The organism is Amycolatopsis keratiniphila (assembly GCF_000400635.2).
Taxonomy (GTDB): domain Bacteria; phylum Actinomycetota; class Actinomycetes; order Mycobacteriales; family Pseudonocardiaceae; genus Amycolatopsis; species Amycolatopsis keratiniphila.
The window spans coordinates 554,087-568,611 of the sequence record NC_021252.1; the positions used below are offsets into that span (position 1 = coordinate 554,087).

General features: G+C 68.3%; 15 protein-coding genes. 8 read left to right on the forward strand and 7 right to left on the reverse strand.

Annotated features, from left to right (window positions below):
- The first annotated feature begins 21 nt into the window (after nucleotides 1-21).
- Nucleotides 22-1,209, forward strand: coding sequence for an AAA family ATPase (locus tag AORI_RS43680; RefSeq protein WP_016330979.1), 1,188 nt, complete (start codon nucleotides 22-24; stop codon nucleotides 1,207-1,209).
- Nucleotides 1,206-1,946 carry an HNH endonuclease gene (locus AORI_RS43685; protein ID WP_016330980.1) on the forward strand — a complete coding sequence of 247 codons (741 nt, stop codon included), beginning with the start codon at nucleotides 1,206-1,208 and terminating at the stop codon, nucleotides 1,944-1,946. Before AORI_RS43680 ends, AORI_RS43685 begins: the two co-directional genes overlap by 4 nt.
- Here the strand turns inward: AORI_RS43685 and AORI_RS43690 are convergent.
- Nucleotides 1,922-2,557, reverse strand: a complete 636-nt coding sequence (locus AORI_RS43690) for an SRPBCC family protein (RefSeq protein WP_016330981.1) — start codon at nucleotides 2,555-2,557, stop codon at nucleotides 1,922-1,924. The genes AORI_RS43685 and AORI_RS43690 overlap by 25 nt on opposite strands.
- A 112-nt stretch (nucleotides 2,558-2,669) precedes the next feature.
- A complete protein-coding gene (locus AORI_RS43695; protein WP_016330982.1) occupies nucleotides 2,670-3,329 on the reverse strand; it encodes a hypothetical protein in 660 nt (219 codons plus the stop codon).
- A gap of 180 nt (nucleotides 3,330-3,509) precedes the next feature.
- Here AORI_RS43695 and AORI_RS43700 point away from each other — a divergent pair, with 180 nt between their 5' ends.
- The 3 genes from AORI_RS43700 to AORI_RS43710 all read left to right on the forward strand — a co-directional run bounded on the left by AORI_RS43700 (nucleotide 3,510) and on the right by AORI_RS43710 (nucleotide 6,314).
- Entirely contained in the window at nucleotides 3,510-3,815 is a 306-nt protein-coding gene (locus tag AORI_RS43700) for a DUF6204 family protein (RefSeq protein ID WP_016330983.1), read from the forward strand.
- A gap of 150 nt (nucleotides 3,816-3,965) precedes the next feature.
- The gene (locus AORI_RS43705) at nucleotides 3,966-4,991 is read left to right on the forward strand and encodes a polyprenyl synthetase family protein (protein ID WP_043847873.1); all 1,026 of its coding nucleotides are present in this window, start codon (nucleotides 3,966-3,968) and stop codon (nucleotides 4,989-4,991) included.
- 15 nt (nucleotides 4,992-5,006) lie between these two features.
- Complete coding sequence (locus AORI_RS43710; RefSeq protein WP_016330985.1) at nucleotides 5,007-6,314, forward strand: sunset domain-containing protein; 1,308 nt, start codon at nucleotides 5,007-5,009, stop codon at nucleotides 6,312-6,314.
- A gap of 72 nt (nucleotides 6,315-6,386) precedes the next feature.
- Here AORI_RS43710 and AORI_RS43715 read toward each other — a convergent pair whose 3' ends face one another.
- From AORI_RS43715 to AORI_RS43730, 4 genes are all read right to left on the reverse strand, one after another.
- Nucleotides 6,387-7,451: a 2-oxoacid:ferredoxin oxidoreductase subunit beta gene (locus AORI_RS43715; protein ID WP_016330986.1), complete on the reverse strand. Its 1,065-nt coding sequence runs from the start codon at nucleotides 7,449-7,451 to the stop codon at nucleotides 6,387-6,389.
- Entirely contained in the window at nucleotides 7,448-9,355 is a 1,908-nt protein-coding gene (locus tag AORI_RS43720) for a 2-oxoacid:acceptor oxidoreductase subunit alpha (protein ID WP_016330987.1), read from the reverse strand. Before AORI_RS43720 ends, AORI_RS43715 begins: the two co-directional genes overlap by 4 nt.
- Nucleotides 9,356-9,644: 289 nt before the next feature.
- On the reverse strand, nucleotides 9,645-10,397 hold the full coding sequence (locus tag AORI_RS43725) for an enoyl-CoA hydratase (protein ID WP_016330988.1): 753 nt from the start codon (nucleotides 10,395-10,397) through the stop codon (nucleotides 9,645-9,647).
- A 13-nt stretch (nucleotides 10,398-10,410) separates the two neighbouring features.
- Nucleotides 10,411-10,857 carry an Lrp/AsnC family transcriptional regulator gene (locus tag AORI_RS43730; protein WP_005151923.1) on the reverse strand — a complete coding sequence of 149 codons (447 nt, stop codon included), beginning with the start codon at nucleotides 10,855-10,857 and terminating at the stop codon, nucleotides 10,411-10,413.
- A gap of 74 nt (nucleotides 10,858-10,931) precedes the next feature.
- Between AORI_RS43730 and ddaH the strand changes: the two genes are divergently transcribed.
- From ddaH to AORI_RS43745, 3 genes are all read left to right on the forward strand, one after another.
- Entirely contained in the window at nucleotides 10,932-11,777 is an 846-nt protein-coding gene (gene ddaH, locus AORI_RS43735; protein WP_016330989.1) for a dimethylargininase, read from the forward strand.
- 91 nt (nucleotides 11,778-11,868) lie between these two features.
- Nucleotides 11,869-12,525 carry a polysaccharide deacetylase family protein gene (locus AORI_RS43740; RefSeq protein ID WP_016330990.1) on the forward strand — a complete coding sequence of 219 codons (657 nt, stop codon included), beginning with the start codon at nucleotides 11,869-11,871 and terminating at the stop codon, nucleotides 12,523-12,525.
- 106 nt (nucleotides 12,526-12,631) lie between these two features.
- Complete coding sequence (locus AORI_RS43745; RefSeq protein ID WP_016330991.1) at nucleotides 12,632-13,294, forward strand: glycoside hydrolase family 75 protein; 663 nt, start codon at nucleotides 12,632-12,634, stop codon at nucleotides 13,292-13,294.
- Between the two features lie 78 nt (nucleotides 13,295-13,372).
- Here the strand turns inward: AORI_RS43745 and AORI_RS43750 are convergent, their stop codons facing one another.
- Nucleotides 13,373-14,371 carry a hypothetical protein gene (locus tag AORI_RS43750; RefSeq protein ID WP_043847874.1) on the reverse strand — a complete coding sequence of 333 codons (999 nt, stop codon included), beginning with the start codon at nucleotides 14,369-14,371 and terminating at the stop codon, nucleotides 13,373-13,375.
- Nucleotides 14,372-14,525: the final 154 nt, after the last annotated feature.

The window sequence follows — 14,525 nt, forward strand, 5'->3', positions numbered from 1 at the left end:
ACACCGTCGTAAGCTTCCTCCATGTACATCGAGCGGGTCCGGCTGGAGAACATCCGCGGCTTCAGCGGCGCCCGCGCCGTCGACCTGCGGCTTCCCGGCCCCGGCTGGGTGGTCCTCGCCGGGCGCAACGGTTCGGGCAAGACCTCGTTGCTGCGCGCCATCGCGGTCGCGGCGGCGCCGGACGTCGCGTGGGGCCTGTTGTCGGACGCCGGCAGCTGGATCTCGACGGATCAGACGTCCGGGTCCATCGAGCTTTCGGTCATGCGCGAGGAAGGGCCGGCGCCGGTCGAGGTCCGCTGGCTCGACTCCGGTCTGCTCCCGATCTCCGGGCTTCCCCCGGGCCAGCCGTTCTGCGCCGCGTACGGGCCCTTCCGGCGGCTCGCGGGCGGCAGTGGCGAGGCCGAGTCGTGGATGCGCGGCGCGGGGTCGCTGGCGCGGATGGCCAGCCTCTTCCACGAAGACGCCTCGCTCGCCGAGGGAGTCACCTGGCTGATCAATCAGCATCTCCGTGCCCTGGAAGGAAAAGCGGGCGCGCGCGAGCTGAAGGACAAGGCGTTGGAGATCCTCGGGGACGGTCTCCTGCCGGGCGGTTACCGGATCCGGGACGTCGATTCGGACGGGCTTTGGGTCGAGTACCGAGGCGACCGGTTCCCGCTGCGCGAGATGAGCGACGGCTATCGCACGGTGACGGCGCTCGTGGTCGACCTGCTCAAGCAACTAGACAGCGCCGGCCTCGATCACGAGAGCCCCGGCGTCGTGATCATCGACGAGGTGGACGCGCATCTCCACGTGTCGTGGCAGAAACGCATGGGGCCGTGGTTCAAGGCGCATTTCCCGCGGATCCAGTTCATCGTCACCACGCACAGCCCCTACGTCTGCCAGGCCGCCGACCCCGGCGGGCTCATCCGGCTTTCCGGGCCCGACGAGGAGGTTCCGCCGCGTGTGGTCTCCGAGGAGCTGTACGAGCGGGTCGTGTTCGGCTCCGGGGACGACGCGGTGCTGTCCGACCTTTTCGGCTTGGACACGCCTTATTCGCCGCAGGCGGTCGAACTGCGGGAGCATCTCGCCGAGCTCGAATTCCAGGTGGCGTCCGGCCGGGCGGACGCGAACGGCGTCCGGGAATGGGAACGCCTGCGCGGCATGCTGAGCAGCTCACCGCCGAGCCGGGTCGACGAGGTGGCCAGGCGGTTCGAGGCCGACGATCGGTGATCGGGATCCGCCGGATCGCGCTGCCGGGGCAGGTGGTGGCCGATCTCGAAGAGCTGACGGCGCGGATCCCTCCCGGTGACACGAAGGAAGCCCGGCGACTCTGGCGGGTTTCCCGTGCCGTACGGCGTTCTTTGCGGGCCGGGCTGGACGTCATGGCCGCCGGCCGCGGCTACTGCATGTACTGCGGAGACGGCCTCGGGTCCACTGTGGACCATTTCGAGCCGATCGCGAGGAATCCCGGCCGCGCCTTCGACTGGCTCAATCACGTGCTCGCCTGCGAATACTGCAACAGCCACCACAAACGCGACCTGTTCCCGGTGGACGAAGACGGCAACAGCCTGCTCGTCGACCCGACCGCCGAAGACCCGCTGGAACACCTGTTCCTGGTGCTGTCGATCGGGACTTACCGCGCACTGACCGAAAAGGGCGAACAGACCATCAAGGTGTGCGGGCTGAACCGCGCGCAATTGGCGCGGGGGCGGGAAACCGCGGTCAGCCAGGTGACCGCGCTCGTCCTCGCCTGGTGGACGGCGCGCGAGCTGGGGGACGAGGTGAAGCGGCGCGCGATGGTCTGGACCCTGCTCGACCAGCCGCACGCCGACGTCCTCCACGCCATGCTCCGGCAGGCGGGGATGCCGGGCGCCCGCGCCGTGTTCCGGGCGGACGACGAGCTGATCGACCTGCTTCGCGCCCCGGAACTCGCCGAAGATCTTCAGCTCTCCGGCGGCGCGGTGTAGGCGGCCAAGGTGGCGTCGGCGCGGGTGCGGGCGGTGGCCGCGTCCGTCCCGTTGGCGACGTCGGCCTCGTACCAGGCCTCGTTGCTCAGCGTCATGAACCGCACGCCTTCTTCGCTGGTCATCCAGGCCATGGCCGCCTCGGGATCGGCGGCTTCGCCGGATTCGAGGTGGAGCGCGAGCCCGTTCAGCATCATGTCCCAGCCGATGCCCACCGCGCCGGGCCCGAACTGGTTCCAGTGCTCGCTGGGGACGGCGGTGTGGTCGAGTTCGAACCGGGTGCGCCCGTCGGCTTCGGGTGTCAGCCGGAGCTCGATCCAGCTGACGTCGCCGCCGTACTCCCAGGTCGCGGCGAAGCTCTTCGGCGGGTCGCAGCGTTCGATCGTCCCGCCCGCGTTGCCTTCGAGCTGGTACTTCCCGCCGACGCGCAGCTCGCCGCTCACCGGCAGGAACCAGCGCGGGATGCGCTCGGGGTTGGTGCAGGCGTCCCAGAGATCGTCGAGCCCGGTGTCGTACACCTGGCTGACGGTCGCCGTCACCGCCTCGCCCGCTTCGATCACGCGCTTGCCCAGCTTGCGCTGGACGGAGTCGATCTGGCTGGTCACGTCGACCATCGGTGCCCTCCTCTGCTCGGCTGCCGCCAAGATATCAGCAGAGACTTATATAAGCCAGAATGGAAAAGGGGCGCCCGGCAGATTCCGGACGCCCCTTTCCCGGCGGGATGGCTTACGGAGTGGGGGAACAGGCAGTGCGCCCGATGACCACTTCGCCGGTGATGTTCGAGGCCGGGGCGAACTTGATCCGCAGCATGGTCAGCCCGATGCTGCCGTTACCCGGCAAGGTCTGTTCGTTGAAGATCGCTTCGGCGAGCAGGGTGCCGTTGGACTTGGTGATCGGCTTGACGTAGCCGACCGGCACCGGCGACGGCAGGGTGCCGAGCCCGGTCGCGCCGCCGTAGGTCCAGCTCGCGTTCGTGCCGGTCTGGGTCGCCGTGCAGCTGACCGAGTAGGACCTGATCTTGATCCGCGGCCCGCTCGACGAGACCAGCGCCGACAGCTCGAAGTTCTGGCCCTTGGCCTCCGACTTCGTCGTGGTCACGTCGTTTTCGGGGTCGACGACGGTGGTCGTGCACGTCGTCGTGCCGCCACCGAACGTGATCCCGGTCCTGGTCACGACCCCGGAAGAGTTGCTGGTCGGTCCCTCGACCGCGCAGTCGGCGAGCGAGGCGATCGAGATCGGCGCCGAGGTGCCCTTGGTGAAGGCGGCGGAGCCGAGTGACGCCATTCCGGCCGGGTTCGACGCGGCGGCCGGAGCCACTCCGGCGCCGAGGCCCGCCAGCAGCAGTGCGCCGACCAGGCCGGCCCGGCCTGCGATGGTGATGCGCATTTCCACGTCCTCCTCACGTGACGGAGAGCGAGCCGGTTGGCCGTTCTTCCTTTGTCATCACTATCTGCGTGTCGGATTCGCCCGTTGCGCGCGTGACGGTCGTTTCACTCGACCGTGGATCATGGACACCCGTTGGATATTCGGATTCGTATCCGGATACAGGTCTGTATATTCGGGCGTATGCCGACCTACCGCGTCCTCGTCAACGGCAAGTTCGACCACCCCGATGCCGGCACCCGCGCCCGGCTCCTCGCGGAGTTGAGCGACCACCAGGCGATCGGGTTCACCGAGGACGGCCTGCTCACCTACAGCGCGCACCTCGGCGCGTTCACCTTCCGCATCACGCTGCAGGGCGAAGAAGAACGTGACGTACTCGACGAAGCCGAGCTGAAGGTCATGGAAATGCTGGACGCCAAGGGCTATCCGTACCGCGACGTCGCGGGCAAGGCGACCTGCATGGACGACATCAAGATCCGCCGCCGCTGACCCGTTCGCGCCGACGCCGGCCGGATACTCGACGGGGGTGTCATCTTCGTCACCGTTTCCGCAGGACAGCACGTCAACAGGCCTCAGCGGCTAGCCACTACGCTGGGAGCAACCCCGAACGGTGTCAAAGAGAGCGGAGCCGACGTGTCTGTGTCTTCACCTGCCCCAGGTGGTGCCATCGAGGACCTGCGCGCGTCCGTGGGACTCCAGATCGCCGACGAGCAGCTCCTGCGCACCCTCGCGACCGGTCTCGCCGACGTCGAGACCCTGCTCCGCGAGGTCGTCCGCAGTGACGTCAAGGCCGTCGAGGACGCCGCTTCGCACCTGGTCGAGGCGGGTGGCAAACGCTTCCGTCCGTTGTTCACGCTGCTGGCCTCGCAGTTCGGGCCGAAGCAGGGCGACCAGGTGGTCACCGCCGCCGCGGCCGTCGAGCTGGTGCACCTCGCGACGCTGTACCACGACGACGTGATGGACGAGGCGACGATGCGCCGCGGCGCGGAGAGCGTCAACGCCCGCTGGGACAACACCATCGCCATCCTGACCGGCGACTTCCTGTTCGCGCACGCCTCGCGGCTGGTCGCCGACCTCGGCACCGACGCGGCCCGGATCATCGCCGAGACCTTCGGCGAGCTGGTCACCGGGCAGATGCGCGAGACGGTCGGCCCGGCCGACGGCGACGACGCCGTCGAGCACTACCTCACGGTCATCGCGCAGAAGACCGGTTCGCTGATCGCCACCTCCGGCCGGTTCGGCGGGATGATGTCCGGCGCGCCCGACGAGTACATCGACGCGCTCCGCCGCTTCGGCGACATCATCGGGACGGCGTTCCAGATCTCCGACGACGTCATCGACATCGCCTCCGCTTCCGACGAGCTCGGCAAGGCGCAGGGCACGGACCTGCGCGAAGGCGTCCGCACGCTTCCGATGCTGTACGCGCTGGCCGACCCGGCCACCGACCCGCGCCTGGTCGAGCTGCTGTCCGGCCCGATCTCCGACGACAAGCTCGTCGCCGAGGCCCTCGGCCTGCTGCGGGCCTCGTCCGGACTCGAACGCGCACGCGAAACTCTTTCCGACTACGCTCGTCGGGCGCGTGCCGAGCTCGCGGCGCTGCCCGCGTCGCCCGCCCGGGACGCCTGCGAATCGGTCGCCGACTACCTGGTCGCGCGAACGCATTGACAAAGGGCAGGTTAGATGTCCATTTTCGGACAGGTTTGGCTGTGGAGTCTGCTGGCGTTCGTCGTCGGCGCGCTGCTCACCTGGCTGGTGCTGGTGATCCCGGCGCGCAAGCGCATCCGTGAGCTCGAAAGCTCGCTGGCCACCGCGCACGCCGAGACGTCCCGGCTGCCCGCCGGCGTGAGCCTCGGCGCGGGTGCCGCGGCCGTCGCCGGCGGCACCGCGTACCTCACGAAGCCGTCGCACGACGATCTGGACGAGGAGTTCGCGGCGGCCGAGGAGCCGAAGCCCGCGTATCCCGAGACGCTCACCGAGCAGGAGCCCGCGCAGCAGTGGACCGAGCCTGCCGAGGAGCCTGTTCAGGACGTCGTCAAGGAGCCGGAGCACTCTCCGACCGCGACGCAGACCTTCGAACCCGAAGAAGAGTACGAGGCCGAGTACCGCACGGCGGAGCGGACGGAGCCGGAGCCCGAACCCGACCCGGAGCCCGCGGCCGAGCGGACGCAGTTCATCCCGGCGGCCCTGCCGGAGCCGGAACCCGAGCCTGAGCCCGAGCCGGCGAACCCGTACGTCGCCGCGGCGACCGACTACCTCCAGCCCGCGTCGAAGCTGGACCTCGAGCCGGAACCCGAGCCCGAGCCCCAGCCGCCGTTGCCGGGCGAGGGGCCGTACCGGTCCCGCCTGGAGATGCAGCTGGACCCCGAAGGCGCCGAGACGCAGCCGGAGCCGGTTTCGCTGTTCAGCCCCGCGTCGCGCGTGGAGACGGAACAGGCTCCCGTCGAGACCAACTGGTTCGAGCGGGAAGAGGAGCTTCACGATCCTCCCGCGTATGCGTTCGGCTCCGACGAAGAAGCGAAGGCCGGGCACCTCGACTCGGAGCCCGAGACGCCCGCCGAAGCCACCCAGGTGCTGCCCAAGCGCACGCCGCGCGGCGCGGTCCGCGGCGGTTTCGAGCCGCCTCAGCCGATCCAGCCGTCGATGCGGGCGATCGAACGCCGTGAGCCGGAGCTGTCCGGTGGGCAGAGCGGTTCGCTGTTCGAACCCGCCGTCCAGCCGGGCGACGCGATGCCCGCGCCGGAGCCCCCGCCCGCGCGGCAGGTCTCCGCTCCGGTGGCCGAGTCCGTCCCGCCCGGCCCGTTCGGTCCCGGTTCGGCGATGCCGCGGCCGGGTGGCGGCCGTCCCGCCGACGACTTCGCGGTCAAGGCGAGCGTGACCGCTCTGCGGTACTGCACGGAGGACTCGCAGCAGTTCCCGAAGATGGTCGCGGAGGTCTGGTTCCGTACGGCCGCCGACGCTGAGCGGGTTGGCTTCCGTCCCCTCACCTGAGTGCAATGAAAGGTCCTTTCCTCGCAAAATTTGCGAGGAAAGGACCTTTCATTGCGTTCGGGGAAGGGCGACCTAAACCACGGTCCAGGTGTCCTTGCCGCGCAGCAGCCCCTGCAGATCCGGCTTCCGCGCGGCCTGGGCCTCCGTGACCTGGGCACGCGCCTGGTCGTCGTAGGTGGGCCGCTCGACCTGCCGCAGGATGCCGGTCGGCACGTGGTTCAGGTTCTGGTCGCCGATCCGCGAAAGCGCGAACGCGTACGACGTGTCCTCGATCGTGGGGTCGTGCACGACAAGGTTCTCCTCGCCGATGTTCGCGACCTTCCCGACCTCCAGCCCGGCCCAGCCGCCGCGCGTGACACCGTATTCGCCCTGCGGCCCGAACTTGATCGGCTCGCCGGCCTTCAGCGGGATGAGCCGGGTGGCGGCCTCGTCCTTGTCCTTGAGGACGTCGAAGGCGCCGTCGTTGAAGATCGGGCAGTTCTGGTAGATCTCCACCAGCGCCGACCCGCGGTGTTTCGCGGCGGCTTCCAGGACCTCGGTCAGGCCCTTGCGGTCCGAGTCGAGCGCGCGGCCCACGAACGACGCCTCGGCGCCGATCGCCAGCGAAAGCGGGTTGAACGGGGTGTCGACCGAGCCCATCGGGGTGGACTTCGTGACCATGCCCGGACCGGACGTCGGCGAGTACTGGCCCTTGGTGAGGCCGTAGATCCGGTTGTTGAACAGCAGGATCTTGATGTTCACGTTGCGCCGCAACGCGTGGATCAGATGGTTGCCGCCGATGGACAGCGCGTCGCCGTCACCGGTGACGACCCACACCGACAGATCCGGTCGCGCGGTCGCGAGCCCGGTCGCGATCGACGGCGCCCGGCCGTGGATCGAGTGCATGCCGTAGGTGTTCAGGTAGTACGGGAACCGGGAGGAGCACCCGATACCCGAGATGAACACGATGTTCTCGCGCTTGAGGCCGAGCGTCGGCAGGAACGACTGCACGGCGTTGAGCACGACGTAGTCACCGCAGCCGGGACACCAGCGGACCTCCTGGTCCGACTTGTAGTCCTTCGCCTTCTGCGGTTCGGTCTCGGTCGGCACAAGGTCCAAGCCGCCGAGGGTGGGGATCCCCAGGTCGATCGCGGTCACTTCGCCCCCTCCGTACTGGTGATGATCTCCGTGAAGACGCCTTGCAGCTCTTCGGCCTTGAAGGGCAGCCCGGCGACCTTCGTGTACGACTTCACGTCGACGAGATACTTGGCCCTCAAGAGCATCGAAAGCTGGCCGAGGTTCATTTCCGGGACGACGACGGTGTCGTACGAACGGAGTACGTCACCGAGGTTGCCGGGGAACGGGTTGAGGTGACGCAGATGCGCCTGCGCGATCGGCATGCCGTCCTTGCGGACGCGGCGGCACGCGGCGCCGATCGGCCCGTAGGACGAGCCCCAGCCGAGTGCCAGCACCCGTGCCTTGCCGCCGCTCGGATCATCGACGACGAGGTCCGGGACGTCGATACCGTCGATCTTGGCCTGGCGCAGCCGCACCATCTTGTCGTGGTTGTCCGGGTCGTAGGAGATGTGGCCGGTCTTGTCGGCCTTCTCCAGCCCGCCGATGCGGTGTTGCAGACCGGCGGCGCCCGGCAGCGCCCACTGGCGCGCGAGGGTCTCGGGGTCGCGTACATACGGCCAGAATTCCCCGGAACCGTCCTCGGCATTCGGCTCGGTGGCGAATTCCACGCGCAGATCCGGCAGATCCTCGACGTTCGGGATCAGCCACGGCTCGGAGCCGTTCGCGATCGCGCCGTCCGAGAGCAGGAACACCGGCGTGCGGTACTTCAGCGCGATCCGCGTGGCCTCCAGTGCCGCGTCGAAGCAGTCCGCGGGGGACAGCGGCGCGACGATCGGCACCGGGGATTCGCCGTTGCGGCCGAACATCGCCTGCAGCAGGTCGGCCTGCTCGGTCTTGGTCGGCAGGCCGGTCGACGGGCCGCCGCGCTGGACGTCGACGACGACCAGCGGCAGTTCGGTCATCACCGCGAGGCCGATGGCCTCGGACTTCAGCGCGACACCGGGCCCGGACGTCGAGGTGACGCCCAGCGCGCCGCCGTAGGAGGCGCCGAGCGCCGCGCCGATGCCGGCGATCTCGTCCTCGGCCTGGAAGGTGAGGATTCCGTAGTTCTTGTGCTTGGACAGCTCGTGGAGGATGTCCGACGCCGGGGTGATCGGGTACGTGCCGAGCAGGATCTGCAGGCCGGACTGCTGCCCGGCGGCGACCAGCCCGTACGCCAGCGCGGTGTTCCCGGTGATCTGGCGGTACGTGCCCTGGTTCAGCTTCGCGGGCGCGACCTCGTACGTCGTCGCGAACGACTCCGTCGTCTCGCCGTAGTTCCAGCCGGCGCGGAAGGCCAGGATGTTGGCCTCGGCGATGTCGGCCTTCTTGGCGAACTTCTCGCGCAGGAACCGTTCCGTGCCTTCGGTCGGCCGGTGGTACATCCAGGAGAGCAGCCCGAGCGCGAACATGTTCTTCGCGCGTTCGGCGTCCTTTTTGGACAGTCCGGTCTCTTCGAGCGCGCCCCTGGTCAACGTCGACATGGCGACCCGGTGGACTTGATAGGCCGAAAGGGTGTCGTCGTCGAGGGGGTCGTTCTCGAAGCCGACCTTGACCAGGTTCCGCTTGGAGAACTCGTCGGTGTTGAGGATGATCGTCCCGCCCGCCGGGACGTCGGCGAGATTCGCCTTCAGGGCGGCGGGGTTCATCGCGACCAGGACGTCCGGCCGGTCGCCCGGGGTGAGGATGTCGTAGTCGGCGAAGTGCACCTGGAAGCTCGAGACGCCCGGGATGGTGCCCTGTGGCGCGCGGATCTCCGCGGGGAAGTTCGGCATGGTCGACAGGTCGTTGCCGAAGGCGGCCGCTTCCGAGGTGAACCTGTCGCCGGTCAGCTGCATGCCGTCACCGGAGTCGCCGGCGAACCGGATGACCACCCGGTCCAGCTTGGCGACCTCGGTCGGCCGCACGGCCGACAAGGAGCCGTTGCCGTTCGCGCTCGTGCTCATAGGTCAGGGATTCCCTCTCTCCCGACGTGCGTCGTCCCCGGCCGTGCCGGGGATCGGCGTGCCTCGCCCGGCGATGTCGGCCAGGTCACAGGTCCATGTCCCGAGGTTAGCCCTCGGCACACTTCCCAGGTTGCCGTAGAAACGGGCCGGACCTACTTCTCAAGTGTCCTGAGCTCGTCGCTGAGCGGGGATTATCCGGTTTATCTGTTACTGATGGTAACGGTCAGCGATTCGGCTCGATTGTGAGCCGTATCTCCTTCAAGCGTAGTGAAGTCCAGTCGAGGAACGGTCAGCAGTTGGACAGTGCGGCCCGCAACCTCGCCAGCCGTTCGGTGAACGCGGGGGCGGTGAGTGACGCCACCTGAGGCTCGATCTCGGCGTCGACGGCGGCCGAATGGTCGGTCAGCGTGGCGGTGTGCCGAAGGGTGCGCTTCGTCGCCAGTAGGACGTCTCGCGGAGCGCCGACGGCGGGTTTCGCCAGTTCACGGGCGGCTTCGACCAGATCTCCTTCGACGAGCCGGAGCGCGAGCCCGCTTTCGACAGCGGCTTCGGCGCCGACGACCTCACCGAAGAGTGTCATCGCCGCGGCCTTCTGCGGGCCGACGAGCCGCTGGATCATCCACGTCATCCCGCCGCCGGGATGGATGCCGAGATCGAGAAATCTGGCCACGAACTTCGCCTTCGGTCCCACGATGCGGACGTCCGCGGCGAGCGCGAGGTTCAGTCCGGCGCCCACGGCGGCCCCGCCGACCGCGGCGATCGTCGGCAGGGAACACCGCGCCACCGAGAGAAAGCCGTCATAGATCGCGCGGAGTCCGTCCTCCCGGGCGCCGGCGAGCGTGTCCAGGTCGGCGCCCGCGCAGAACGCCGGTGGCGCGCCCGTGACGACCAAGGCGTGGACACGCTCGTCGGCTTCGGCGCGCGAGACGGCCTCGGCCAGCTGCGCGGACAGGTCGAGGGTCAATGCGTTGCGGGTCGCGGGCGCGTCGATGGTGAGCACGGCGACGCCGCCGTCATGGCTGGAGCGGATCTGATCGGTCACGCGGTCGAGGGTGTCATGCCTCGGGAGTCGGCGGGCGTTCCAACAGCCTGGACAGGACGACGGTCGAGACCGTGCGGTCGACGATCTCCAGCCCACGGAGCCGTTCCAGGGCGGTCTCCAGGTGATGGATGTCCGAAGCGCGCAGATGGACGATCGCGTCGGCCGCGCCGGACACCGTGTAGGCCGCGACGACCTCGGGAAGCGGCTCCAGCCGGGCGCGGATCCGGGCCGGGGTGATGTTGCCGTTGCAGGTCATCTCGACGAAGGCCTCGGTGCCCCAGCCCAGCGCCTCGGGGTCGACCACCGCGGTGAACCCGCGCAGGACCCCGGTTTCGAGCAGCCGGTCGACCCGGCGTTTCACCGCGGGCGCGGACAGGCCGACGACTTTGCCGATGTCGGCGTAGCTGGACCTCGCATTGGCCATCAGGCACGAAACGATTCGCTGGTCGATGGTGTTCACACGCAATGTTTAGCAGGTATGTGCGCAGCGAACAGCGATTGATTGCGGAATTAGGTAACCCTTACCCTTCGGGTATGCCGGAACTGGAGCAGCAGCCCCGTGTACCCACGACGCGCCGCTACCTCATGTGCCCGCCGCGGTACTTCGCGGTGGATTACGTCATCAACCCGTGGATGGACCCGTCGGTCCCGGTCAGCGTCGACGCCGCGATGGCGCAATGGACCGAACTCCGCGACACCTACCGACGCCTTGGCCACACCGTCGAGGAGATCGACGCCCAGCCCGGCCTGCCCGACATGGTGTTCGCCGCGAACTCCGGCACGGTCGTCGACGGCCGGGTCCTCGGCTCGCGGTTCCGCGCCCCGCAGCGCACCGCCGAGGCCGAGCACTTCCGCCGCTGGTTCGTCGAGCACGGCTACCGCGACATCACCATGCCCGAGAAGATCAACGAAGCCGAAGGCGACTTCGCCTGGACCGGCAAGGTCCTGCTCGCCGGCACCGGCTTCCGCACCGACCCGGCCGCGCACGCCGAGGCGCAGGAGGTCCTCGGCGTCCCGGTGGTCTCGCTGCGGCTGATCGACCCGAGCTACTACCACCTCGACACCGCGCTGTTCGTGCTCGCCGAGGCGACCGACACCGCGTCCGCCCAGATCGCCTACTACCCGGAGGCCTTCTCGGCCGGGTCGCGGAAGGTGCTGGAGCGGATGTTCCCCGACGCGGTAATCGCGGACCGGGCCGACGCGGAGTGTTTCGGCCTGAACGGGGTGTCCGACGGCCGCAACGTCGTCCTGCCGGTCGAGGCGACCGGGTTGGCGGCGCGGCTGACCGAACGCGGCTACGAGGTCGTCTTCCTGGACATTTCCGAGCTCCGGAAGGCGGGCGGCGGCCCGAAGTGCTGCACCCTGGAGATCCGCAAGTAATCCGTTAGTGGACACCTTGCGGGATCATGTAACTACTCCATTCGCCAATGCGATTAATCGGGAAACACACTCGGTCCCGAATGAGGCGCGGATGGTGATCCTGGCGATCGGCGGCGTGGGCAAACCCGTGCGCACGCTGGATCCAGGCGAAGACGAAACCTGGGTGACCGTCGAACAGTTCGAGCGGGTGCTCGACTCGGTGGCCGGACGTGAAGACGTCGGGCTCACTTTCGACGACGGCAACTCCTCGGACGTCGAGATCGCGCTCCCCCGATTGGTGGAGCGCGATCTCACGGCCGAGTTCTTCCCGCTCGCCGGCCGGATCGGGCAGCGGGGTTTCCTCGACGCCGACGGCCTTCGCGCGCTGGTCGAAGCGGGCATGTCAATCGGTTCGCACGGCTGGGAGCACCGCGACTGGCGGCGGCTCGACGGCAGGCACGCCCGGCGCGAACTCGAAATCGCGCCGAAACTGCTCGCGGACCTGAGCGGGAAACCCGTGCGCGCGTACGCGCCGCCGTTCGGCGCCTACGACCGGCGGGTGCTCAGCAGGCTCCGGCGTTCCGGTGCGACGCGGGTCTACACGCACGAAGGCGGGGCGGTGTCGCGCGACAGCTGGCTGCGGCCGCGTACCGAGGTCCGGCACGACGTCGATCAGGAATGGATCGACAACGTGCTCGGTAACCGGGAAGGTCTGTACCGTCGAGCGGGACGGGTCATGGCACGGGTCGCCAGGCTTGCCCGCTTTTGACCGGTTTTCCTTGTACAGTGGGAAAATAACCCTTGAGCCGAACCGTCGGCGAAGGCATTCTGGGCACCCTCGATAAAGAAGTTTTATTAACTAAGGGGTGCTCGGTATGCGGAAACTGCTCCTGTTCTCGGCGATGGTGGTGGCCGCCGGACTGGCCCCCGCGGCGACTGCCGCGGCTTCGGTACAGGCGGGCCCGACCGCGCAGCAGCTGCTCGCGAAGACCACCAGCTGCAAACAGGTCTCGAACGGCAAGTACAAGACCGACGAGGAGACCGGCCGGACCATCGCGGTCTGCGACGCGGGAAGCGCCGTGTTCTGGAAGGCCGACATGGACGTCGACTGCGACGGGCAGCCGACCGCGCGGTGCAACAAGAACACCGACCCGTGGTTCCAGGACGGCACCGCGTACCCGCGCTCCGACGGCAAGGCGCTGGTCGCCGACGAGACGCCCTACATCGTCGTGCCGAGCATCAGCAGCACGTGGAACTTCGAGAAGGCCGGCCTCAAGGGCGCCGGTTCGTGCGCGGTGATCTACAACGACAAAGTGCTCTACACCGTCATCGGCGACACCGGCCCGAAGAACATCATCGGCGAAGCGTCCTACGCGACCGCAAAGGCGCTGGGCATCAACCCGGACCCGAAGAACGGCGGCGTCGACTCGGGCGTCACGTACATCTGCTTCAAGAATTCGAAGGTCTCGCCCATCGAGAACCACGGGAAGGCGACCTCCGTGGGGGAGGGGCTGGCGGCGAAGTTCGTTCAGGGCTGACGAAAGGGGCGCGGCCCCGGGAGCGCCTGGGTCGGGTTGGTCGTGAGTGGCGATTCGGGTTAGAACCCGAATCGCCACTCACGACCCGCATTTTCCGCACGTCGAGGCGCGGCGGCCGGTCGGGTCCCAACCTTCGCGGCAGAGGACGGTGTGGACTTCCGCAGCGACCTCGCACGGGGAATTCCGCACATCGTTCCAGCCGTAGACGAGACGCGCCCGGCCCGCCAGCTCGGCCGCGTTGTCCCGCATCCGGTCCCGGAAGGCCACGTCCGGCATGGCGTGGGTGGCGCGGCCGTCGAGTCTGACCGTCACTCCGGCGCCATGCGGGTCGTAGGTGACGTCCTCCCAGAGGATCTTGCCCTTCACCTCGAAAGGTGTTTGCCGGCTACCTTGTGGGAGGCCGTGTGCGTCTTCGACCGCTTCCTTGTATTCGATTTCGAGGGCCGACATCAGCCCACCCCCGAGAAGCCCGAGACCGTGCCGGATGGCGGGCCGGTAACGGAAAGGCGGCCGTAAAAACACGCAGTTCTCCATCGCCGCCAAGGAGACTTTGCTTCGGCTGACGAGGTCGACCACTGTATTGGTCGCAGTCTTCGGGGTTCTCTGGGCCGTGGCCAGATCTATGATCGTGTCGGTCACGCGGGTCCGTGGGGGAGACGTTCCGATCGCGATATGCGGCAGGGCACGCGAACGGTGCACGATCACCAAGGGCGGGACCGAGACTGCCGAGAACGTGTACGGCACCGTGATTTCGACAGGGCCGTCGACGACGGGCATCAGCCCCCACTCCTCGGCGGCGGTGCGGTGACTCAATACCGCATGGCCGCCGCCGTACTTCAGCGCCGCGTGAATCTTGGCCGACCTGGAGAGGTCGCCGGTGAACATCGCATAGACGCGCGGTAGCACTCGTTGCCAGCGTCCGGCCGCGAGGTTGGCCTCGATATCGGCCACTGAATGGCCGTAGGCGCGAAGTTGCCGGGTGTCGACGACTCCATGCTGTTCCGCCAGGACGACAGGCCAGCTCGGGCGTTGTTCGGCCGGGATGGATTCCACCGACCAGCGTTTGTGAAGAGGCACCCTTCGACGATCGCCGCTGAGCCGTGGGTCTGGCGGGCGTGGAGAGGATCTGTGGATAACAGGGGGGAGAGGAGACGTGGCTGTGGATAGCTGGGTCGGGTTGGTCGTGAGTGGCGTTTCGGGTTAGAACCCGAAACGCCACTCACGACCCACC